The following is a 20,606-nucleotide window of genomic DNA, read 5'->3' on the forward strand; positions in this document are numbered from 1 at the left end:
CAGTGCGATAAGCTGCCCCTCACCCTTTGAGGGTGAGGGGCAAGGCCACTACTTCACTAACTGTTTGGTCATCTCCAGCAGCTGGCGAACATCGGCCGGGCGGGTGTTGCCGCTGGCCTTATCGATAATCGAGCTGTAGATATGCGGGATGATTTTGCTCACCCCGGCATCGAGGGCGATCTTCAGGATCTCGCTGTAGTTTTCCAGATCGATACCGCCGGTCGGCTCCAGCCAGAAATCGTGCGCGGCGCAGGCTTTGGCCACCGCCTCGAACTCGTCGCGGTGCTTCAGGCCGCCCATCGGGAAGTATTTGATGGAGCTGCCGCCCATATCTTTTAACAGCGCGATGGCGGTTTCCAGCGGCACAATCCCATCCGCCGCGCCGCTGCTCAGCGGGCCGGTGGAGATCTTCACCATACCCGGGGTGCCGGTGGGCGAGACCAGGCCGTTGACCACCGTTTCGTTCTGCCCGAGCAGCGCGCGGCTGGTGGCCACGCCGGTGAAGACCTGATTGACGTGCTGCGGCTGCACCTGGCGCGAAATCTCGCTCACCATCGCCGACTGATTCGGATCCCCTGCGCCCAGCCCGACGGAGAGGGCGTTATCAATCAGCTTCGCGTAGTCGCGCATATCGGCCACCGCGCTGGCGACGTCCGGGTAGTTTTTGGAGAGCACGCCGACCAGGACATGACCTTCCGCCGCGTCGTAGATTTCCCGGGCGTTGTCTTTGCTACCCGCCAGGACGTTCAGGCACACGCGGTCACGGTAAAAGTTTGGGGTCAGTTTCATGCTTGTTTCTCCTTGTTCAGAACTTCCGCGATACGGCGGGCGACTACCGCCAGCTGCTGGGCGTCAACGCTGCGGACATCGGCTTCGATAATGCCTTCATTCGCTTTATAGCCGCGGAAGTAGATGGCGTATTCGCCCTGCTTCAGCGCGTTAACCAGATCGCCGGTCTTCACGCCGGTCACCGCTTCGTCGAATTTGATTTCGGCGCGGGCGATATCGCGGCCGGCGCTGTCCCATACCACGCGGGCAGTGACGCCGTTGAGGGTATTGAGCTGTTCGATAAACGGCGTCATCTTCGCCACCATCTCTTCGCCGCTCTCTTTGCTTGCCGTCAGGTAGTGTTCAATGGCGCAGGTCAGGCCGAGGATCCCCTCTTTACCCACTTTCATCGCCCGGCCAATCCCCATCGACTGGCGTTTAACCCACTCGACGTACTGCGTTTTGCCGATCACCAGCCCGCTGGTCGGCCCTTCAATCGCTTTCGCGCCGCTGTAGATCACCAGGTCGGCGCCCATGCGGTAGTAGCCCTGCAGATCTTCCTCCGCCGCCGCGTCGACGATCAGCGGTAAATGATGCTGACGCGCCACTTCCGCGGCCTGCGCCACGTTGAGCATGCTTTTCTGCACGCAGTGGTGGGATTTGATGTAGAGGATCGCCGCGGTGCGCGGGGTGATCGCCGCCGCCAGCTGTTCGGCAGAGCATTCGTTGGCGTAGCCCGCTTCCACCAGCCTGCCGCCGCCCAGCGCCACCATGGTGCCGACCGGCGCGCCGAAGTTGACGTTGTGGCCCTTCGGCAGGACGATTTCGTTATGCTCTATCGGCGTGACGTGCAGGTTCTCCAGCAGCCAGTCGCTGTCTTTCACCAGCACCGCCGCTACCGACTGGGCAATCCCTGCCGAGGCGCAGGAGACCACGGTCGCCCCTTCCACGTCCAGCAGCCTGGCGATGTACTCGCCGGTTTTATTCACCAGATCTTTCATTTCAAAGTACTGGTTCATGCCGGCCATCGCGGCGTCCACCACTTCCGGACGCGGCGTGGAAACGCCCAGCGCCGTCATCCGGCCAGAAGTGTTAATAACTTGTTTTAAATGGTATTTTTCAAAAATCGAAGGCATGTTCCGCGCTCCCTTGTTCGGTCAGATAGCCTTTGCCCGCGCGGATCGCGGCCAGCGGCACCAAAATGTTGTCTGCCTGGAGGCTCTCTTTTTCGGCATCCACCAGCAGCGTTGGCTGGCGCTCCAGGCGAAATAGCGTGAGATCGGCGTCGAAACCCACTTCCAGCCGCCCTTTACGCGACAGGCGCAGCCCCTCGGCAGCGCTGACGGTCACGCAGGCAATCACCTGCGACAGGGTCATGCCGATGGCGAGAAATTTCGACATCACCAGCGCCAGCGAACGCACCGGGCCGTCGATGCGGTTACGGCAGTAAATATCCGAGCTGATGGTGTGCGGCAGAATGCCCAGCGCAATCGCCCGGCGCGCCACTTCAAAGCTGAAGCTGGCGGTACCGTGGCCGACGTCGAGGCGCACGCCGCGCTGCAGGGCGCGAGTAATCGAACTGCGCAGTTCGCCGGCAGGATTCAGAATGCGGTTCGGTTTGCCGTTATAGCAGTGGGTAATGATGTCGCCGCGGCTCAGCAGATCGGCGATTTCATCGAGGTTCGGCGGATTGTTGCCAATGTGCACCATCAGCGGCAGATCGCCGTTTTCCTGCTGAATCGCCTTGGCGCGCGCCAGCGGCGTAATGCCGTTTTCTCCCACCACGCTGCTGCTCATCCGCGCCTTCAGACCAACGATAAAATCGGGATGACGCTGCACCGCCTGCTTCACCGCCTCGGCGTCAATATTGGTCATATTGGCCAGTTCATTCTGGGCAATCAGCCCGACGCGGGAGATATTGAGCAGGGCATAGACTTCCGTCGCCGCTTTACGGGTCAGTTGATAGAACTCATCGACATCGTCGGCGCCGGTGCTGCCGGCATCAATCACGGTGGTGACGCCGGTGGCGATACCGACGCTGTCCGGCTCATCGTGATAAATTGGCGAATTCGGGTAGCAGTGAACGTGGGAGTCAATCCAGCCGGCGCTGACGTAGCTGTTGCCCTGCAGATCGAGGGTTTTGCGGGAGGGCGCGCTAATCTCGCCCAGCGCCGCGATTTTCCCGTCCTGAATGGCGATATCAGTCAGGGTATCGTCGACGAGGCGCGCGCGGCGCAGGAGTAAATCAAACATAGCTATCTCCTGATGAAAGAGTGTATCTGTTGCCGGATGGCGGCGTACCACCTTATCGGGCCTACCAATCGCGCTGACGTGTAGGCCCGATAAGCGCCGCGCCATCGGGCGATTAGCTAATCGCCACCGGGAAAATGGAGCCGAGGATCATCGCGCCGAGGATGGCGCCGCCGGTGATCGGTTTCTGCCAGATGTAGAACAGCAGGGCGCCAACCAGCGAGCCGATCCCGATAGGAATCGAGGCGGTCATTGCGCTGAGGATGATCAAGGGGCCGAGGAAGCGGCCGGAGGCATTACCGGCCCCCATCATCACGTCGGCGCCGTAGGTGGAGTCGCTCTGGTTGATGGTGAACTTACGCGCCAGAATGATGATGTAGCCCACCGCCAGGCCGAGGATCAGGCCGGTTGCCAGCGAGGCGGCGAAGTTCGCCACCGGGAAGACAAAGCCCGCGCCGAGCAGCAGCGCCGGGACGCCAAGACCGATCCCGGTCTGAATAGCGCCGCCGATATCGAGGATCCCCACCAGCGACCCTTCGATGATGCGGGCGAACAGGAAGCTGGCGCCAAACGCCGCCACCGCGCCGTAAACGCCGGTATCAATCCCCGACTTCAGCATCGCCACGAAGGCGACTTCGTTAAAGGCGCCGATGCCGTACAGGTAGTACATGTGGGTCCCGGCGAAGACGCCGGAGGAGAGCAGGCCAACGAAGATCGGGAACGACCAGTCGGCATACCAAAAACCTTTATTCTGTTCCATTATCAGGCTCCCGTTACTTGCCGCTGAGTGAGTTGTGGATCATGTCCAGCCAGTTCGGCACGGTCAGATGGAAGGATTCGATCATCTTCATGTCGAAGCCGCGGAAGAAGCCGCTGAGGACGAACAGGGCGACAATGGCCACCATCATCACTTTGGTGACCCGGTTCCAGCCGCTCTCTTCAACGCCTTTGCCGATCAGGATGCCCAGCACCAGCCCCGGTACGGCGTTGCCCATAATCAGCTGCGCCGCGCCGCCGAAGATAGTCGCCCAGAAGCCTGATTTTTTACCGGCGTCGATCGCCGCCAGCCAGAAGATCACCGGCATCACGGTGTTCACCAGCAGGTTTGCCGCCGGGACCAGTACCTTAACCGCGGTCACCTGCAGCGCTTCCGGTACGGACGAGGCGGTGAGGTTAAGGAAGGCGACGACGATCATGCCGATGATGCCGCAGGAGATGGCCATTTTTTTCGGATCGTGCAGCGTTTCGCCGACGTTACGATTTTTCAGCATTAGCACCGCCGCGCCCCAGTTGGGGATAATGCGGTGGTCAACATCCTGGGTGAAGGAGCCTGCTGCAACGGAAGAGGCCCAGGCGTTAAAGAAGAAACCGAGGCCAAAGGAGAAGTGGGAAGCCGGATCGCCCTCACAGGAGTTCAGCTCGCCCAGGGTTCGAAACGCCCCCATCCCCTGGGTGGTAGGGGCATGAAACATGCGTGCCGCTCCGGCGCCCACGCCGACGCCGACCAGGCCGCCGATGATAAGCGATTTTATTAATATTATCAGGAACATAGTCAGACCCTTTGCTAACAATCAGGTTTGCGTGACGAAATCCACTTTATCGAGATCGATGGCGGTCACGTTGACGGTGACGTCCAGCTCCACGCTGTAGGTCCGTCGTTCACGGCGCAAAAAGAAAAACAGGAAGGCCTCTTTTCGTACCGCTTCGCGCGCATGAACAACCGTCACGTCCTGTGGCTCAATACGCAGCAGAATGTGCGATGACGTTTTCATCACCGCAGCCTGCACATGGTTCAGGGCATCGGCGAAGGCCCGTGATTTGCTTTCGCCTTTGCCGGCAACCCTCACCGTGGTGGTGAATTGCTCTTTCATACTTATGCGCCGTATTTCTTTTTCCAGGCCTCTACCAGCCGCTCGCCCAACTCTTCTTTATCCATAAAGCCGAAGCCCAGCACGTTGCAGCCTTCGTTGATGGCAGTGACGCCCTCTTCCACGGAACGCATGCCGTATTTCGCTTTGTAGCCGTATTTGGTCTGGGCGGTGATGGCGCCGGCGCCGCCGCTGCCGCAGAAGGAGATGCCGAAGGTGGCGTTTTCCGCTTTCATCATGTCGCCAAGCTTCATGTCGGCAGCAACGCCAGGGACGACCACTGCACGTGCGCCGGCTTTCTCTGCGCCTGCGGCGACTTTTTGGCCTTTACCCAGACGGTCGCCAATAACTACGGTGATTTGTTCCATGTTTTGCTCCTTACAGGTTTTCTTTTGCGACTTCGAAATGGACGGAGAGCAGCCAGGCCTCTTCATCAGGCAGGTTGCCGAACTGCGCGACCACTTCGCGGGCCAACGTCATTGAATCTGGTGAAATCTCTTCGAACAGGCTGGCATCCACTTCCGGCAGCGGTTCCCCGCTGATTGACCGGTGGGCCATCGCCCGCACGTGGGAGGTCAGCATTTGCTCCTGAACGTCGTTAGGGACGATGCCGTGACGGCTTAACAGGGCAAAAACCTGCTGCAGCATCTTGTCAGCCAGGCGTTCGGTCTGCGCTGCCTGCTCCCCTACGTCGTGTATTACCGCTCCGTTATTCACTTCTGATACCCCGCTGATGTCTCTGGGAATCAAAGTAGCGCCGGGGGATGGGAGTTTGTAGCGAGTTGTTTTCCACTTCGAAGTGGAAAGGGAGACGGCAGGCGTGATCGACCCCACACATTCACTGGAAAAATGAAAAAACAGCAATTATGGCGTGAGACGTATCACAACAATGCGCGTGAATGCGCAGTCCGCGGCTGCGGAAAGGCCGGAAAAAGAGATCGAAAAGTGTGATATCGGTAGGCTTTCAGGCGGGAGACATCGGCTGACGCCTCCCGAAAACGGCAGTTAGCGGTACTTCTTATGGTAGGTGTTGCGGGTGGTTTTAAACTCCTCCGCGGCGGCCTGCGCCTCTTTCACCTTGCCTTCATTCGCCAGCTTCAGCGCGCCGTCGATCTGGCCGATCAGAATATCCAGACCGTGACGGTAATCTTTCATCTCAGCGCTGTCGGCCGCTTTGCCTTCCAGCTTCGGCGGCGTCTCTTTCTGGGCATCAACCGCGGCGGTACGCATCTTATTCAGCGCCGCTTTCAGTTCGCCGGCGTCGGAGGTTTTCTGTACCACTTGCAGATTTTCTGCCAGAGTGTCCATGTCTTCGCCCAGGTCGGCGAAGGCCGAGACTGAACCGAGCGCAAAAGCAGAGACAGCCAGCATCGCTAACATTTTTTTACGCATTGCTCACTTCCTTTTTATTATTTAAGCAAACAGGTGTTATTGCCCGGCGATTTTCATCTCCGGCAGCAGCACAGAACCGCACTGAATGTTGCTGCGCGTTTCAATATCATCGCCGATGGTCACGATATTACGCCACATTTCTTTCAGATTTCCTGCAATGGTGATCTCACTGACAGGATATTGAATTTCGCCATTTTCTACCCAGAAGCCGGATGCGCCGCGTGAGTAGTCGCCAGTGACGCCACTGACACCCTGCCCCATCAGTTCGGTAACCACAAGACCGGTGCCCATCTCTTTAAGCATCTTTGCAAAACTCAGGCCGCGGCCGTTGATGCGCCAGTTATGGATGCCGCCAGCGTGGCCGGTGCTTTTCATCCCCAGCTTGCGAGCGGAGTAGTTGGTCAGCAGCCACTGGGTCAGCACGCCGTCTTTGACGATATCGCGACGCTCGGTGCGCACGCCTTCGCTGTCGAACGGCGTGGAGGCCAGTCCTTTACGCAGGTGCGGATGCTCTTCAATGGTCAGCCACTCCGGCAAAATTTGTTTGCCCAGCGAATCGAGCAGGAAGGTGGATTTGCGGTATACCGAACCACCGGCAATCGCTCCGACCAGGTGGCCAAACAGCCCGGTCGCCACTTCATTGGCGAAAATCACCGGCGCCTTCATGGTCGACAGCTTACGCGGCGCGAGGCGCGACAGGGTGCGGCGGGCGCACTCTTCCCCGACCCATTCCGGGGACTGCAGATCCTCGATCGCCCGGCCAATGGTATAGGCGTAGTCGCGTTCCATGTCGCCGTCATCTTCCGCGATCACGCAGCTGGAAAGGGAGTGGCGAGTCGAACAGTAGCTCTGCAGCATGCCATGGCTGTTGCCGAACACTTTGATGCCGTAGTGGCTGTTAAAGCTGCCGCCTTCGGTGTTGGTGATGCGTTTATCGGTCTTCAGCGCCGCTTGCTCTGCGCGGGCGGCCAGTTCGATGGCCTCATCCGGGGAGACCTCCGCCGGGTGGAACAGGTCCAGATCCGGGGCGTCAAAGGCCAGCAGCTCTTTATCCGCCACGCCGGCGAAGGGATCCGGGGAGGTGTAGCGGGCGATATCCAGCGCCGCCTGCACGGTGCGGGCGATGGCGTCCGGGCTGAGATCGGTGGAAGAGGCGCTGCCCTTGCGGTTCTGGTGGTAAACCGTGATGCCTAACGCCCCATCGCTATTGAATTCTACATTCTCCACTTCGCCATAGCGGGTGCTGACGCCGATGCCCGTCGTCTTGCTGACGGAGACTTCCGCGCCATCGGATTTACCTGCCGCCAGTTCCAGCGCCGTGGTCACGGCCTCTTCCAGCGTCTTACGTTGCTGGGCAACTTGAGAGATCACTTTCATTGCTAATGCCATAATGTAAGAAGGAGTTAACTGAAGTCTAACAGAGAACCGTTTTTCAGTGCGCGCCTTAACTGGTAACATTAGCCTCTTTTTTTAAGGAGCCTGAGATGACAAAGCAGCCCGAAGACTGGCTCGACGACGTTCCCGGTGATGATATCGAGGATGAAGACGATGAAATTATCTGGGTCAGTAAGAGTGAAATTAAGCGTGACGCGGAAGAACTGAAGCGTCTTGGCGCGGAACTCGTTGACCTGGGGAAAAACGCGCTGGATAAAATTCCGCTGGATACTGACCTGCGCGACGCCATCGAACTCGCCCAGCGAATCAAAAAAGAGGGTCGCCGCCGCCAGCTGCAGCTTATCGGTAAGATGCTGCGCAATCGCGATGTCGATCCGATTCGTCAGGCGCTGGATAAGCTGAAAAACCGCCACAACCAGCAGGTTGCGCTGTTCCACAAGCTGGAGCAGATCCGTGACCGACTGATTGACGACGGGGATGACGCCGTAGCTGAAGTGCTGAACCTGTGGCCAGATGCTGACCGTCAGCAGCTGCGTTCCCTGATCCGCAATGCGAAGAAAGAGAAAGAAGGCAACAAACCGCCGAAATCCGCGCGCCTGATCTTCCAGTATTTGCGCGAACTGGCGGAAAACGAAGGCTAATTCCCGCCGCTTTTGCCGCACAAGTCACCCGGATGGCGGCGCGCTGCGCCTTATCCGGGCTACTCCGCTGTTTCCGGCGTTGTGCCGGATGGCGGCTACGCCTTATCCGGCCTACGAAAGGCTGCTTAACCTGATTTATCAAACGCTTGCTCAACACCGTAGGCCCGCGCAAGCGCAGCGCCGCCGGGCAAACTGTATCCGGCGCCGTTTCCGGCGTTGTACCGGATGGCGGCTACGCCTTATCCGGCCTACCTTCCCCAGCTACAACGCCAACATCGCGCCAGCAGGGGGTTCCCGCTGCATCTCCTGAGTCCCCCTAATCCGCACAACGATACTTTTGTTTATTGCCTCACCACCGCTGAATCGTTAAAGCTAAAAGCAATGCAGATCACATCTTGTGGTGATAATTAAGCATGGTTTAGCACAATAATACGACGATCATCGCATTTAACATCTTAAAAACGGCCACTTTCTCACCAGGTGAGGCGCTTCACATTTTAATCACCCCCATGCCGGTAGATTTCACACGTCAATGACACAATCGATTCAGCAAAAAGGGAATAAAATGAAAAAGACATTGGTTCTGACGGCTATCGCTCTGCTGGTTTCTGGCTCCGCCGCGGCAAAAACATGGGTGCTGACGAATGCTGAAGAGGGCATGGATAAAGGAAACTGGCAGATCGGCAGCGATCAGCTGAAGGTGAAAGACCATGCGTTCAGCATTGAGCAGAAAGTCCTGCACGGCGGCAAGCAGGAAGGCAGCAAAATCCTCACCATTCGCAGTAAAGACGGCCTGACCATCACCCTCAGCCCGACGCGCGGCATGAACTTGCTGCGAGTGGAAGGCTTCGGCAGCCGGATGGGTTGGGATTCGCCGGTCAAAGAGGTTGTTAACCCGGCGTTTATCAACCTGGAGAGTCGCAACGGGCTCGGCTGGCTGGAAGGGTTCAACGAAATGATGGTCCGCTGCGGCTATGAGTGGACCGGCCATCCGGTGACCGCGGACGGGCAAATTTATACCCTGCACGGCAAGGCAGGCAACACGCCGGCCTCTCTGGTGGAGGTAGAGGTGGCCGACAGCGCGCCGTATGAAATTCGCGTCCGCGGGCTGGTGAAAGAGAGCACCTTCAAAAAAGCCGATCTGCAAACCATGACCGAGCTGCGCTATATCCCGGGCAGCAACAGCTTCAGCCTGCACGATGTCTTAACCAATCACGCCGACTATCCGCATGATTACCAGATCATCTACCACAGCAACTTCGGCACCCCGATTCTGGAAGAAGGCGCGCGTTTCCTCGCCCCGATGTCCAGCATCAGCCCGTTCAATGATTACGCTAAGAGCGGATTAAAAACCTGGCAAACCTATCAGGGGCCGACCAAAGACTTTGACGAGATGGTGTTTAATATTCAGCCGCTGGCCGATGAAAATCACCAGACGCTGGCCGCCGTGGTCAACAAAGCGGGCGATAAAGGAGCCTCCATTCAGTTCGACACCCGCCAGCTGCCGGTCCTGACGCTGTGGAAAAACACCGACACCGTCAAACAGGGCTATGTCACCGGTATCGAGCCGGGGACCAGCTACGCCTATCCGGTGACCATTGAACGCGAGCAAAAACGCGTAAAACAGCTGCAGCCGGGCGCCAGCGCGCAGTTTGATCTGACCTACACTCTGCTGCATGACAGTGCCCAGGTGGCCGCCGTCGAGCAGAAAATCGCGCAGATTCAGGGCGACAATAAAGTGGCGGAGAACGACACGCCGATCGCCAAAGAGTAAACATACCCCAGCCGAACGCCCGGAGCGGTACGCCGCGCCGGGCTACGCCCGCCCCATCACCTCGCGCCCGAGATCCCGGGCAAACTGCTGATACTGTCGCTCATCGATCGGCTGCGGGTAGCTCAGCACCAGCAGCTCATGATCCGCGATGCCCTGATGATAGGTCGGATGACGATGCGCCCAGGGGTTAGCGTGGAATCCCATCGACTGATAAAAGCGCAGCCGTTTATGGGCGATCTCGCTGCTCAGCGGATCGATTTCCAGAATGGTCAGCGGCGCGCGCGTCAGGATCTGCGCCAGCAGCTGTTTACCATAGCCGCGGGAGCGCAGCGTATCGTCGATCGCCAAATGTTCGACATAACAGTAGCCGGCAAACTGCCAGCAGCCGCTGAGGCCGATAAATACGTCCTCATCGAACCACGCCTCCAGCGCGTAGTGCGCGTTGCTCAGCGCCTGACGTTTGGCCTCGCTTTCGCGCTGCTCGTGCCAAGGAAAGGCGCGCGCGTAGAGCGCGTCCAGCATGGCGAAATGGGGCGAGTCGGTAGAAAGTACGCTTTCGCGGGTAAGCATCACACCATCCCTGTTGGTAAAAACAAAACTGCCCTCACGCGGAGGGCAGTGACCGGAGGCGGGACGTTACTCTGTCGCGGCCGCTTTTTGCGCCAGTTTATCCAGCAGCTTTTGATGAATGCCGCCGAAGCCGCCGTTGCTCATCACCAGGATATGGTCGCCAGGATGGGCGGTTTTGACCACCATCTCCGCCAGGGTATCGACGTCGGCGCTCCAGTGAGCCGGCTGGACGCAGGCTTCCGCCACTTCCGCCACCTGCCACGGGATATGCTGCGGCTGCAGGAGGAACACCTCATCGGCGCGGCCAAGAGACGGCGCCAGATCGTCCTTGCAGACGCCCATTTTCATGGTGTTAGAGCGCGGCTCCAGCACGGCGAGAATGCGCGCGGTGCCGCCCACTTTGCCGCGCAGCGCCTGCAGCGTAGCGAGGATGGCCGTCGGATGATGAGCGAAATCGTCATACACGGTGACGCCGTTGGCTTCGCCGCGCAGCTCCAGGCGACGGCGGGCGTTGATAAAGCTGCCCAGCGCGTTCGCGGCATCCGCCGGCAGTACCCCGACGTGACGCGCCGCGGCAATGGCCATCAGGCCGTTATGCATATTATGCTCGCCGACCAGCGCCCACTTCACCTCGCCGACCTTTTCACCGTCGAACAGCACTTCCCACTGCGAGGCGTCAGCGTTCAGCTTATTCGCCTGCCAGTGGCCCTGCTCGCCCACCAGCTCCTGCTCGCTCCAGCAGCCCATCGCCATCACCTGCTTCAGGTTGATGTCGTTCTCCGGCAGGATAATTTTGCCTTTGCCCGGCACGATGCGCACCAGATGGTGGAACTGCTTCTGAATCGCCTTCAGGTCGTCAAAGATATCCGCGTGGTCGAACTCAAGGTTGTTGAGGATCAGCGTCCGCGGGCAGTAGTGAACAAATTTGGAGCGCTTGTCGAAGAAGGCGCAGTCGTATTCATCCGCTTCAATGACGAAGAACGGGCTGTCGCCCAGGCGCGCAGAGACGTCAAAATTGCCCGGCACGCCGCCGATCACGAAGCCCGGCTGGTAACCGCAGGCTTCAAGGATCCAGGTCGCCATGCCGGCGGTGGTGGTTTTGCCGTGGGTCCCGGCGACGGCCAGCACCCAGCGATCGCGCAGCACGAAGTCGTGCAGCCACTGCGGGCCGGACATATAGGGAATATTGTTTTCCAGCACCGCTTCAACGCACGGGTTGCCGCGAGTCATGGCGTTACCGATGATCACCAGGTCCGGCCGGGGCTCCAGCTGGCTGGGGTCATAGCCCTGAATTAAATCGATCCCCTGGTTTTCCAGCAGGGTGCTCATCGGCGGATAGACGTTAGCATCCGACCCCGTTACCTCATGACCGAGGGAGCGCGCCAGCATGGCCAGGCCCCCCATAAACGTGCCACAGATTCCTAAAATATGAATGCGCATTCGTCATTTCCTTCTCTTATCCGGGGCACATTTTACCCATATCCCGGGCCCTGGCGAAATGCATTTCAGGCGAATCTGTATTTTGCTGGCGCGATTCACTAGTGCGCACTTTTTTGATTCTTTGTTAAGATTGTTGCGTTCGTTTTACTCAACATAAAAATGCAGGGAACGAGTTATGAAAACGTTAGGTGAGTTTATTGTTGAAAAGCAGCACGAGTTCTCCCACGCCACCGGTGAGCTGACTGCTTTGTTGTCAGCAATAAAGTTGGGCGCCAAGATCATCCACCGCGATATCAACAAGGCCGGTCTGGTCGATATCCTGGGTGCCAGCGGTGCAGAAAACGTTCAGGGCGAGGTGCAGCAAAAACTCGATCTGTTCGCGAATGAAAAATTAAAAGCCGCACTGCGAGCACGCGATATTGTTGCCGGGATCGCCTCTGAAGAAGAAGATGAGATTGTCGTCTTCGAAGGGTGTGAACACGCCAAATACGTGGTGCTGATGGACCCTCTGGATGGCTCCTCTAACATCGACGTTAACGTCTCTGTTGGTACGATCTTCTCTATCTACCGCCGCGTGACGCCTGTTGGCACGCCGGTGACAGAAGAAGACTTCCTGCAGCCGGGTAACCGCCAGGTCGCCGCCGGCTATGTGGTTTACGGTTCCTCGACGATGCTGGTGTATACCACCGGCTGCGGCGTCCACGCCTTCACCTACGACCCGTCCCTCGGCGTCTTCTGTCTGTGCCAGGAGCGCATGCGCTTCCCGGAGAAGGGCAATACCTACTCCATTAACGAAGGCAACTACATCAAATTCCCGCAGGGCGTGAAGAAGTACATTAAGTACTGCCAGGAAGAGGACAAAGCGACGCAGCGTCCTTATACCTCACGCTATATCGGCTCGCTGGTGGCGGACTTCCACCGCAACCTGCTGAAAGGCGGCATCTACCTCTATCCAAGCACCGCCAGCCACCCGGACGGCAAGCTGCGCCTGCTGTATGAATGCAACCCGATGGCCTTCCTCGCCGAACAGGCGGGCGGTAAGGCCAGCGATGGTAAAGAGCGTATTCTGGATATTGTTCCGGAAAGCCTGCACCAGCGCCGCTCCTTCTTCGTCGGCAACAACCACATGGTGGAAGACGTCGAGAACTTTATTAAGTCGTTCCCGGACGCCTAAGCGCCCTGCCCACTCCTCCCGCGCCTGCGGGAGGATCCTCTCTCTTAGCGACTCCCCGCCCCGCTCACCCGCGTGACCGCCGCATTCTGCCGGTTTTCCCACAGCACGGTCAGCCCACGCTGCAGCGCGATAAAGATAAACAGCAAAATGCCGATGGCGATTTTGGTCCACCATGAGCTGAGGGTGCCGTCGAAGTTGATGTAGGTCTGAATCAGCCCCTGGATCGCCACCCCGAACAGGGTTCCCAGCACAGTGCCGACGCCGCCGCTAAGCAGCGTGCCGCCGATCACCACCGAGGCAATGGCGTCCAGCTCCACGCCGACGCCCGCCAGCGCATAGCCCGCCTGGGTATAAATGGAAAAGACGATCCCGGCCAGCGTCGCCAGCCCGGTGGAGAGCATATAGATACGGATCGTGGCGCTGCGGGTGGAAATCCCCATTAAATTCGCCGACGTCGCGTTGCCGCCAATGGCATACACCTGGTTGCCGAAGCGGGTGCGGTGGGCGACAAAAATACCGGCCACCACCACCAGCAGCATCAGCAGCCCCATGGCGCTGAGGCGTCCGCCGCCGGGAATAGTCCATGCCAGCCCGGACAGGGTGTCGTACACCGGGTGGTTAATCGGAATCGACTCCTCTGACACCAGATAGCTCACGCCGCGCAGGAAGAACATGCCGGCAAGGGTGATGATAAAGGCCGGGATCTTCAGGGCGTCAATCAGCAGCCCCATAAACGCGCCGAAGGCGCAGCCCATCACCAGCACCAGCGGAAACGCCACCAGCGGTGATATTCCCCAAAAGCCAATCGCTTTGGCGAGAAAGACGCCGGTGAAGGCGATCACCGACCCGACAGACAGATCGATCCCGCCGGAGAGGATCACGAAGGTCATGCCCACGGCGATGATCCCGAGGAAGGCGTTATCCGTCAGGATATTGCAGATCACCCGCGTCGAGGCAAAGCCGGGGAATTGCGTCAGGCAGTAGAGATAGCCCAGCACAAACACCGCGAGGGTGATCATCAACGGTAAATTACGTTTTATCATGGCCGCGTACCCCTTTCAGTAAACCGATAAAGCGCGGCGACTGGACAATCAGTACGCACAGCACCACCACCGCTTTCACCACCTGGTTGAGCTCCGGCGGGAAGCCGGAGAGCAAAATCCCGGTGTTCATTCCCTGGATAATCAGCGCCCCCACCACCGACAGCAGCAGGTTGAAGCGCCCGCCCATCAGCGAAGCGCCGCCGATGACCACCGCCAGAATGGCGTCCAGCTCAAGCCATAGCCCGGCGTTATTGGCATCCGCGCCGCGAATGTCCGCCGCCACGATGATCCCGGCGATCGCCGCGCAGACGCCGCTCAGGACATAGGCCAGCATCACCACGATGCGGGTATTGACGCCGGCGTTTTTCGCCGCGCGGATATTGATCCCTACCGCTTCGATAAACATGCCCAGCGCCGTTTTGCGGGTAAACAGCCAGAACAGCAGCAGGGTCGCGGCGGCGATGATCACCGGCGTCGGAAACAGGAGGAACGATCCGCTGCCGAGCCACGCCAGCGCCGGGGAATCAAAGGTGACGATCTGCCCGGCGGTGATCAACTGCGCCACCCCGCGTCCGGCCACCATCAGGATCAGCGTCGCCACAAAGGGCTGGATCTTAAGGACCGCCACGAGAATGCCGTTCCACAGCCCGGCCAGCGCGCCCGCCGCCAGCGAGGCCAGCAGCACCACCGGCAGGCTGTGACCGGCGACGGTCATCGAGGCGGCCGTCGCGCCGGCTATCGCCATCACCGCCCCCACCGACAGGTCGATGCCGCCGGTGGCGATCACCAGCGTCATGCCGATGGCCAGCAGCGCCACCGGGGCGGCGCGGTTGAGAATATCGATTGGGCTGCCAAACAGGCGGCCATCCTGGAGCACCACCTGATAAAAATGGGGCGCCACCAGGCTGTCGACCAGCAGAACCAGCAGCAGGGCAATGATCTGCGGGGTGCCCTTCGGCCAGGTGAAGCGTCGCTTCTCCGGGCCGGTTTGCGAAAGAGATCGAGGCATCATGGGTTACTCCTTATGCCGCAATTGCGTTCATGATCGCCGGTACAGAGAGCTCGGCGAGCGGGATCTCGGCCACCTGCCGGCGATCGCGCATGATAATGACCCGATCGGCGTAACCCACCAGCTCCTCCAGTTCAGAGGAGATGACCAGCAGCGCCAGGCCATCGGCGCAGAGGGTTTCAATCAGGCGAATGATTTCCGCATGGGCGCCGACGTCGATGCCGCGGGTCGGCTCATCGAGGATCAGGAACTGCGGTTTGGTCAGCAGCCAGCGGGAAAGCAGCACCTTCTGCTGGTTGCCGCCGGAGAGAAACTCGATCGGCTGCTCCGCGCTGGGGGTGCGGATCCCCAGCTGGCGAATAAAGCGCTCGGCGATCTCGTTCTGTTCGCGCCGGGGTATCGGCCGCAGCCAGCCGCGCTGCGCCTGCAGGGCGAGGACGATATTTTCCCGCACCGAGGCGGCGGCGATAATGCCGTCGGTTTTGCGATCCTCCGGACAGAAGCCGATCCCGAGGCAGGAGGCCTGATGCGGAGAACGCAGGGTTTGCGGTTTGCCTTTGATCCACGCCTTCCCGCTGTCCGCCGTTTTAATACCGAAGATCACCTCGGCGGTTTCTGTGCGGCCGGAACCCAACAGGCCGGCGAGGCCAACGATTTCGCCCGGACGCACCTGCAGGTCGAACGGGGCGATGGTGCCTTTTTTACCGTAGCCTTCAAATGCCGCCACCGGCTTATCGCTCAGCAGGGTTCGGCCCGCCCGCTGCAGGGCGTTGTGGTCCAGTTCGCGGCCCAGCATCATTTTCACCAGCTCAATCTGCGGCAGTTCGCGGGTCTCGCGGCAGCCGACGAAGCTGCCGTTGCGCAGCACGGTAATGCGGTCGCTGACCGCATAGACCTGGTCGAGAAAATGGGTGACGAAGATCAGGCTGACGCCGTTATCCCTGAGCTGGCGCATCAGGGTAAACAGCATCTCCACCTCCTGGGTATCGAGGCTGGCGGTGGGCTCGTCGAGGATCAGCACCTTGGCCGACAGGTCGATGGCCCGGCAGATAGCGACGATCTGCTGCATCGCCACTGAAAAGCGGTTCAGCGGCTCGCGCACATCGAGGGAAAAGCCGTAGGAGGCCATCAGCGCCGTCGCCCTGGCCTCCATCTCTTTCCGCCGCAGCAGGCCAAACCGCCGCGGCTCACGGCCGATGAACAGGTTATCCGCCACCGACATATTGGGCAGCAGGTTCACTTCCTGGTAGACAGTGCCGATCCCCAGCTGCTGGGCATGGGCGGTATTTTTCGGGGAAATGGTCTGGCCTTCCAGCCAGATAGTGCCGCGATCGGCATGGTAAACGCCGGTAAGCGCTTTGATCAGCGTCGATTTCCCGGCGCCGTTTTCGCCCAACAGGGCCATGATTTCGCCGCGCCGCAGGCTAAAGTTGACGTTATCCAGCGCCTTAACGCCGGGGAAGAATTTACTGAGTCCTTCGGTGCGAAGGATCTCCTGGTGTGCCTCGGCGCTCATAATCGATATCACCTTCAAATGATGTCAGGTTGCCCCGGTTCGCGCTGTGCTTGCCGGGGTTGCTGGAACGCTGCCTGTTACCCTCTCCGGCTGAGGAGAGGGTCGGGATGAGGGGCTATTCACTCAGTAGCCCATATTTTTCTTCTTCTCTAACTCTTCTTTCGCCGTATCCGGCAGATACAGCGTCGATTTGGTAATGGTCAGCTTCTCCGGCAGGGTGCCGTCTTTTTTGTATTTCTCCAGCGCATCAAACGCCGGGCCGGCCATATTTGGCGTCAGCTCGACGCTGGCGTTGGCTTCGCCGGCGATCATCGCTTTATAGATATCCGGCACGCCGTCGATGGAGCCGGTCAGAATATCTTTGCCCGGCTTCAGGCCAGCTTCTTTAATGGCCTGGATGGCGCCGATGACCATATCGTCGTTATGAGCGAATACCATGCAGATGTTTTTGCCGTTATTCTCAGCCTTGATAAAGCTCTCCATAACCTCTTTCCCTTTGCTGCGGGTGAAGTCGCCGGACTGAGAGCGGATGATTTTGATATTCGACGCTTTGGCGATGGCGTCAGCGAAGCCTTTCTTACGGTCGATGGCCACGCTGGCCCCGACGGTGCCCTGCAGTTCCACGACGTTACACGGCTTACCGTCGACGGTTTTCACCAGCCAGTCGCCAATCAGCTGACCTTCCAGCACGTTGTTGGCGGTCACGGTGGTCATGTAGAGATCTTTATCTTTCACATCAATGGAACGGTCGAGGAGGAAGACCGGGATTTTGGCCTCTTTCGCCTCTTTCAGCACCGGCTCCCAGCCGGTAGCCACCACCGGCGCAATGAAGATCGCGTCTACCCCCTGGGCGATAAAGGAGCGCACCGCTTTGATCTGGTTTTCCTGTTTTTGCTGACCATCGGCGATCTTCAGCGTGATACCGCGCTTGGCGGCTTCCTCTTTCGCGACGCTGGTTTCTGCCGCACGCCAGCCGGATTCAGAACCGACCTGCGAAAAACCTACGGTTAGCGGGGCAGCTATCGCCATAGACGACATAGCTGCGGAAACTGCTGTGACAAGAAGTAAGCGCTTCCACATAAGGATATCCTCGTAGGGTTATTGTTGGTTAAAGTCTCGCCTGCGGACAAACTATAGACAATCGGTGATGTAACTGAATGCGTTACATCACACTTCAAAAAAGTAAATGAGATGTTAATGACGGCCCCATTGCCCAGCGGAGAGCCGATAAGGCTTCGCAGGGAGCGCGGCTGTTGCGGTTTATGACGTTTTTTTAAGCGGTTTGATAAATCAATCACATGCAATGAAAACGGTTACATAAATTTATTCATGATGTGGCTATGTTTATGGATTTTCATGCCATTATTGCGCGCAAAATTCAGAGCACTCCACGGCGAGATCGGGAAAAAGAAGCGAAGACATTCGATGTGAGTTGGCTATAATACCGAGCACTTGTTTGCCATACATTTTAAAGGAAACAGACATGAGCTTACTCAACGTACCTGCGGGCAAAGATCTGCCGGAAGACATCTACGTCGTGATCGAGATCCCGGCGAACGCAGATCCCATCAAATACGAAGTCGACAAAGAGAGCGGTGCACTGTTCGTTGACCGTTTCATGTCCACAGCGATGTTCTATCCGTGCAACTACGGCTACATCAACCACACCCTGTCCCTGGACGGCGACCCGGTTGACGTGCTGGTCCCGACCCCGTACCCGCTGCAGCCGGGCTCCGTGATCCGCTGCCGTCCGGTTGGCGTTCTGAAGATGACCGACGAATCCGGTGAAGATGCGAAACTGGTTGCGGTACCGCACACCAAGCTGAGCAAAGAATACGATCACATCAACGATGTGAACGACCTGCCGGAACTGCTGAAAGCCCAGATCACTCACTTCTTTGAGCACTACAAAGATCTGGAAAAAGGCAAGTGGGTTAAAGTCGACGGTTGGGACAACGCAGAAGCGGCGAAAGCGGAAATCGTTGCCTCTTTCGAGCGCGCTAAGCAGAAGTAATTCTGTCTCAGGCAGGGTCATACCCTGCCTGATTGCGGCACGGATAGCCGCGATAACACCATGGAGGGTGTCCCGTGAAAAGCGTTCGCTATTTCACTCTTAACTTTTCTGGCTTCACAACCGCCGCCTCTGAAAAACAGGGGTATCTGCGCCTTATCGCCGGCGACCATGTCTTTTATACCGATAAACGCTATTTTAACGCCCCCTCGCTTTTTGACCGCCTGAAGACCCATCAGCCTCTGTATCTCGGCGCCCGCCGCCTGGACAACGGCAGTTACTGGATCCACTGGCTCAGCGATGGTGAAACGCTCCTTGAGCCCAGTCAACGCGTCAAGCGCTGGGCCCGGCCGCTGCTGATTATCAGCCTGCTGACGCTCATCGTCTCCCTTATTCCGCTCCTGGTGAGCGCCTCAGAATGGGCAAAGTTCGGCTGCGGCATTATCGCGGTACTGGCCTTCATCGCGCTGTTAACCGGGCTCTGCGAGCGGCTGTTCCACCCGGCGCTAAAACGGCACCCCGCCATGCGCGATCTGCTGGCGAAGATGGCGCAGGCCCGCCGCCGCGACTTTTCTTTTTGCCAGCCGCTACCCGCAACGCCGCGGGCCGTCCGCCGGTCTGCGATGCCTTTTACGCATGCCCTGCCGGAACGCTATGCGGTTAAGACAGACATCATCACCGATACCCACTTTAAGAAGTGGTATGCGGGCAATCCTACGCGGGAATATCACGGCCTCGGGATACAATGCGGTTCCCTGCCGCTGGCCTTCTGGTGGCAGGCTGGCTGCGCTAATTTCGCGCTGCATCCTGTTCTCTATCGTCGTCAGCCACCGTTTCTTGCCACTGGCGATCGTATCGTCGCCGTATACGAGCGCGACAGCCGGGCGATCCATGCGCTATACAATGCCAGCGACGGCGCGGCTTATGTAAAAAACCATCCGCTCTATCCTGGACGCAGACAGCTGTCGCTGCTTTATTACCTGTTTTACGGCCTCGCGCTGGTGATGTATCTGCTATTTCTCGGGGTAGAAATCATCAGCGCCCTTCAGTCAGGCCGGCGCGTCTGGTGGCAGGTTCAGGATTCACTGGACATGCTGTCCTTACTGTTACTCTGCTTTGGCGGGATACTGGCGGTACTGGAGCTGATTGGCCCAACGGCCTGGTTATTGTCACACCGGGTGGCTGACTGGCTGAAGCTGCGATCGGCGATGCGGCGTTACCTGCGGGAGGCAGCCCCCCAAACCACGCCCGAGGAGGTCATGTAATGTTCAGCACCTCAACACGACGATTATTATTCCACGCGCTGACGACGCTGGCTTCCACGATGTGGCTGGCGAGAGATTATCTGCCGCTCTGGTAAGAGGCGGGCGCAGAAAAAACAACGCCACCCGAAGGTGGCGCTGTCGTGGTTAATACTGGTCGCGATCCAACCAGTTGCCGTTCGCTATCAACGTACAACCCTCAACGGAACGTTGATAGACATACATCCATGCGCTGCCGTAAGGCGTCTGAATCAGGTGGCGCGCATACTCGCCCCCCTTGGTGCGGAGCGCATCCAGTTCGGCCAGCGTCGATGCATCAATACGATAAACTTCACCATGTACTGTGCCTTCGCCGGGCACCGCGCCTGGATAGTGGCCCAGGCTGTACAGCTGATAATCGTCGACACTATGAGCGCCCAGCCACTGGGCGTTGGTCATCCAGTGGCTGTTGCCTTGTTTGCGTCGTAAACTGCCGTAAACAAATATTCGCATT

At 58.7% G+C, this 20,606-nt stretch carries 22 protein-coding genes; 5 read left to right on the forward strand and 17 right to left on the reverse strand.

Going from position 1 to position 20,606, the window contains the following annotated elements; all coding sequences use genetic code 11:
* Positions 1-48: 48 nt before the first annotated feature.
* The 10 genes from dagF to pmbA form a co-directional block, all read right to left on the reverse strand.
* Positions 49-789, reverse strand: coding sequence for a 2-dehydro-3-deoxy-phosphogluconate aldolase (dagF, locus tag AC6CWS_RS18595; protein ID WP_004206507.1), 741 nt, complete (start codon positions 787-789; stop codon positions 49-51).
* Positions 786-1,904: a DgaE family pyridoxal phosphate-dependent ammonia lyase gene (locus AC6CWS_RS18600; protein WP_032454655.1), complete on the reverse strand. Its 1,119-nt coding sequence runs from the start codon at positions 1,902-1,904 to the stop codon at positions 786-788. Before AC6CWS_RS18600 ends, dagF begins: the two co-directional genes overlap by 4 nt.
* A complete protein-coding gene (locus AC6CWS_RS18605; RefSeq protein ID WP_065882701.1) occupies positions 1,888-3,021 on the reverse strand; it encodes an amidohydrolase/deacetylase family metallohydrolase in 1,134 nt (377 codons plus the stop codon). The genes AC6CWS_RS18600 and AC6CWS_RS18605 overlap by 17 nt, the downstream gene beginning before the upstream one ends.
* Before the next feature lie 112 nt (positions 3,022-3,133).
* Positions 3,134-3,778, reverse strand: a complete 645-nt coding sequence (locus tag AC6CWS_RS18610; protein WP_004206504.1) for a DUF4310 family protein — start codon at positions 3,776-3,778, stop codon at positions 3,134-3,136.
* Positions 3,779-3,791: 13 nt separating this feature from the next.
* The gene (locus AC6CWS_RS18615; protein WP_065882702.1) at positions 3,792-4,568 is read right to left on the reverse strand and encodes a DUF4311 domain-containing protein; all 777 of its coding nucleotides are present in this window, start codon (positions 4,566-4,568) and stop codon (positions 3,792-3,794) included.
* A gap of 21 nt (positions 4,569-4,589) precedes the next feature.
* Entirely contained in the window at positions 4,590-4,889 is a 300-nt protein-coding gene (locus AC6CWS_RS18620) for a DUF4312 family protein (RefSeq protein ID WP_004206503.1), read from the reverse strand.
* A gap of 2 nt (positions 4,890-4,891) precedes the next feature.
* Positions 4,892-5,254 (reverse strand): SFCGS family glycine-rich protein, encoded by a 363-nt coding sequence (locus AC6CWS_RS18625; RefSeq protein ID WP_004206501.1) that lies wholly within the window; start codon positions 5,252-5,254, stop codon positions 4,892-4,894.
* Positions 5,255-5,264: 10 nt separating this feature from the next.
* Complete coding sequence (locus AC6CWS_RS18630; RefSeq protein ID WP_004206500.1) at positions 5,265-5,603, reverse strand: PRD domain-containing protein; 339 nt, start codon at positions 5,601-5,603, stop codon at positions 5,265-5,267.
* Between the two features lie 288 nt (positions 5,604-5,891).
* Positions 5,892-6,278: a cytochrome b562 gene (gene cybC, locus AC6CWS_RS18635; RefSeq protein WP_065882703.1), complete on the reverse strand. Its 387-nt coding sequence runs from the start codon at positions 6,276-6,278 to the stop codon at positions 5,892-5,894.
* A 36-nt stretch (positions 6,279-6,314) separates the two neighbouring features.
* A complete protein-coding gene (pmbA, locus tag AC6CWS_RS18640; RefSeq protein WP_065882704.1) occupies positions 6,315-7,667 on the reverse strand; it encodes a metalloprotease PmbA in 1,353 nt (450 codons plus the stop codon).
* Positions 7,668-7,762: 95 nt separating this feature from the next.
* On the opposite strand from pmbA, the gene yjgA reads away from it, so the two are divergent.
* Positions 7,763-8,314 (forward strand): ribosome biogenesis factor YjgA, encoded by a 552-nt coding sequence (gene yjgA, locus AC6CWS_RS18645; protein ID WP_004206498.1) that lies wholly within the window; start codon positions 7,763-7,765, stop codon positions 8,312-8,314.
* Positions 8,315-8,879: 565 nt separating this feature from the next.
* Positions 8,880-10,088 (forward strand): aldose 1-epimerase family protein, encoded by a 1,209-nt coding sequence (locus AC6CWS_RS18650; RefSeq protein ID WP_023291750.1) that lies wholly within the window; start codon positions 8,880-8,882, stop codon positions 10,086-10,088.
* A gap of 42 nt (positions 10,089-10,130) precedes the next feature.
* On the opposite strand, the gene AC6CWS_RS18655 is transcribed toward AC6CWS_RS18650, so the two are convergent.
* Positions 10,131-10,658, reverse strand: a complete 528-nt coding sequence (locus AC6CWS_RS18655) for a GNAT family N-acetyltransferase (protein WP_023291749.1) — start codon at positions 10,656-10,658, stop codon at positions 10,131-10,133.
* Positions 10,659-10,724: 66 nt separating this feature from the next.
* Positions 10,725-12,098, reverse strand: coding sequence for a UDP-N-acetylmuramate:L-alanyl-gamma-D-glutamyl-meso-diaminopimelate ligase (mpl, locus tag AC6CWS_RS18660; protein WP_065882705.1), 1,374 nt, complete (start codon positions 12,096-12,098; stop codon positions 10,725-10,727).
* A 175-nt stretch (positions 12,099-12,273) separates the two neighbouring features.
* On the opposite strand from mpl, the gene fbp reads away from it, so the two are divergent.
* The gene (gene fbp / locus AC6CWS_RS18665; protein WP_065882706.1) at positions 12,274-13,272 is read left to right on the forward strand and encodes a class 1 fructose-bisphosphatase; all 999 of its coding nucleotides are present in this window, start codon (positions 12,274-12,276) and stop codon (positions 13,270-13,272) included.
* Between the two features lie 44 nt (positions 13,273-13,316).
* Here fbp and yjfF read toward each other — a convergent pair whose 3' ends face one another.
* The 4 genes from yjfF to ytfQ form a co-directional block, all read right to left on the reverse strand.
* A complete protein-coding gene (gene yjfF / locus AC6CWS_RS18670; protein ID WP_002886825.1) occupies positions 13,317-14,315 on the reverse strand; it encodes a galactofuranose ABC transporter, permease protein YjfF in 999 nt (332 codons plus the stop codon).
* Positions 14,302-15,327: a galactofuranose ABC transporter, ATP-binding protein YtfT gene (gene ytfT / locus AC6CWS_RS18675; protein ID WP_023291747.1), complete on the reverse strand. Its 1,026-nt coding sequence runs from the start codon at positions 15,325-15,327 to the stop codon at positions 14,302-14,304. Before ytfT ends, yjfF begins: the two co-directional genes overlap by 14 nt.
* 10 nt (positions 15,328-15,337) lie before the next feature.
* Positions 15,338-16,840, reverse strand: coding sequence for a galactofuranose ABC transporter, ATP-binding protein YtfR (ytfR, locus tag AC6CWS_RS18680; RefSeq protein WP_032736727.1), 1,503 nt, complete (start codon positions 16,838-16,840; stop codon positions 15,338-15,340).
* A gap of 123 nt (positions 16,841-16,963) precedes the next feature.
* A complete protein-coding gene (gene ytfQ, locus AC6CWS_RS18685) occupies positions 16,964-17,920 on the reverse strand; it encodes a galactofuranose ABC transporter, galactofuranose-binding protein YtfQ (RefSeq protein WP_008807147.1) in 957 nt (318 codons plus the stop codon).
* Positions 17,921-18,323: 403 nt separating this feature from the next.
* On the opposite strand from ytfQ, the gene ppa reads away from it, so the two are divergent.
* Both ppa and AC6CWS_RS18695 read left to right on the forward strand, forming a co-directional pair.
* Positions 18,324-18,854 carry an inorganic diphosphatase gene (gene ppa, locus AC6CWS_RS18690; RefSeq protein WP_002886766.1) on the forward strand — a complete coding sequence of 177 codons (531 nt, stop codon included), beginning with the start codon at positions 18,324-18,326 and terminating at the stop codon, positions 18,852-18,854.
* 74 nt (positions 18,855-18,928) lie between these two features.
* Positions 18,929-20,116 (forward strand): hypothetical protein, encoded by a 1,188-nt coding sequence (locus AC6CWS_RS18695; RefSeq protein WP_065882707.1) that lies wholly within the window; start codon positions 18,929-18,931, stop codon positions 20,114-20,116.
* Positions 20,117-20,260: 144 nt separating this feature from the next.
* On the opposite strand, the gene AC6CWS_RS18700 is transcribed toward AC6CWS_RS18695, so the two are convergent.
* Positions 20,261-20,605 carry a gamma-glutamylcyclotransferase family protein gene (locus AC6CWS_RS18700; RefSeq protein WP_002886724.1) on the reverse strand — a complete coding sequence of 115 codons (345 nt, stop codon included), beginning with the start codon at positions 20,603-20,605 and terminating at the stop codon, positions 20,261-20,263.
* Position 20,606: the final 1 nt, after the last annotated feature.

It is taken from the genome of Klebsiella sp. M041, assembly GCF_059759695.1.